The sequence below is a fragment of the Streptomyces sp. NPDC051133 genome (assembly GCF_040682635.1).
Classification (GTDB): domain Bacteria; phylum Actinomycetota; class Actinomycetes; order Streptomycetales; family Streptomycetaceae; genus Streptomyces.
The window spans coordinates 1-1,343 of record NZ_JBFBBK010000238.1 but is presented as its reverse complement, the minus strand read 5'-3'; the positions used below and the strand labels follow the sequence as shown (position 1 = coordinate 1,343).

Below are 1,343 nucleotides of genomic sequence, written 5' to 3'. Positions count from 1 at the left end.
GGTCCCGGTCTAGGTGAACCGGTCCGTCTGCCGGGTACCGGACTTCTTCTTGAACACCGGCAGCCCCATGCGGCGGCCCCGCCTTTGCCCGGTTGCGACCGGCGGAGACAAAGTCCACGCCGCGGTCCTGACCGCGCTGAAATTCCTGGCCCGATGCGTCAAGGTAATGACCGCCGAGCATGAAGCCCTGCGGTGAAAGCCCGGACCACCGCGCTTAGCCAGATCGGCAGCGTCCTCGTCTCGGCCCCGAGGCCATCCCGCGCCAAGGCTTCCTTCGCCGCCCTCTCCGGAGCCGCCCCGGTCCCCGCCGCCGGGGCGCCCCGGAGAGCCGGACGGCCACTCCTTCGGAGCCACGACTGGCGAGACCCGATAAGCCACATCCGGCCATCCCGGGCCGCCTCACAACTTACGGAGCCCCGATGAGCTGCAACCCTGCTCGCCGGTTGGTGTTCGGGCCGGGCCGTGCGGCACTGGCGTGGCACGGCCCGGACTATCCGGGGCCCTACGCCCTCACCTTCGGGCGGAGGTTGCCGTGGTCGGTGGTGGATCGGTCGGGGATGGCCTCGCTCCAGAAGTGGAGCCTGACGCGCCCGACGGCGGTGGAGGCGGCGAAGTTGGAGCTGCCGCCGTAGGTGGCCTTGTAGCCGCGTGTGAGGAGGTCGAGGGCGAGGGCGCCGTTGGCGAAGGGCCTATTGTTGATGATGGCGGTGCAGGTGGCGGTGCCGTCGGCGTCGGTGACCGCGGTGCACAAGGTGATGCGGCCGGAGCGGTTGGCGAAGGTGATGGTCTGCCCGGCAACGGGGCTGCCGTTGCTGGTGAGGGCGGCGGACAGGCCAGTGACGGTCAGTCTGCGCCCCAGGTTGGAGAGAGTGAGAGTCGCGGTGTGCGCGGTCAGGCTGGTGGGGGCCTGGTTAACGGTCTGAGTGAGCGGGGCGCTCGTGGATGGCTGGTGGTGGAAGTCACCGTTGTAGACGGCGGTGATGGTGTGGGTGCCCACGCTGAGGGCGGAGGTGGTCAGGGTCGCCTTCCCCGTGCTGTCCAGGGTCCTGGTACCCAGGGTGGTGGTCCCGTCTTTGAAGGTGATGGTTCCGGTGGGGGTGGCTGTTCCGTTGGTGACGGTCGCGGTGAACATCACCGGTTGCCCGAACGACGACGGGTTCAGCGAGGAGGACACCGTGGTGGTGGTTGGTGCCGTCGTGGCGGCCGCGATCGCCACGCCGGCCGGACCGTTGCCAACGGGCACGGTGGTGGTGACGGTATTGCCGGCAGTGTCGATCACCGACACGGTGTTTGAATTCATGTTGGTGACGTAGGCGTCGGCGCAGAGCGGGCTGTCCTCGTGT

Annotated in this window: 1 protein-coding gene; it reads right to left on the bottom strand. The window is 68.8% G+C overall.

Annotation, left to right across the window (positions count from 1 at the left end):
* Positions 1–502 precede the first annotated feature (502 nt).
* The coding region (locus tag AB0N17_RS46725; protein ID WP_366017734.1) for an Ig-like domain repeat protein at positions 503–1,343 on the bottom strand (841 nt) is incomplete at its 5' end.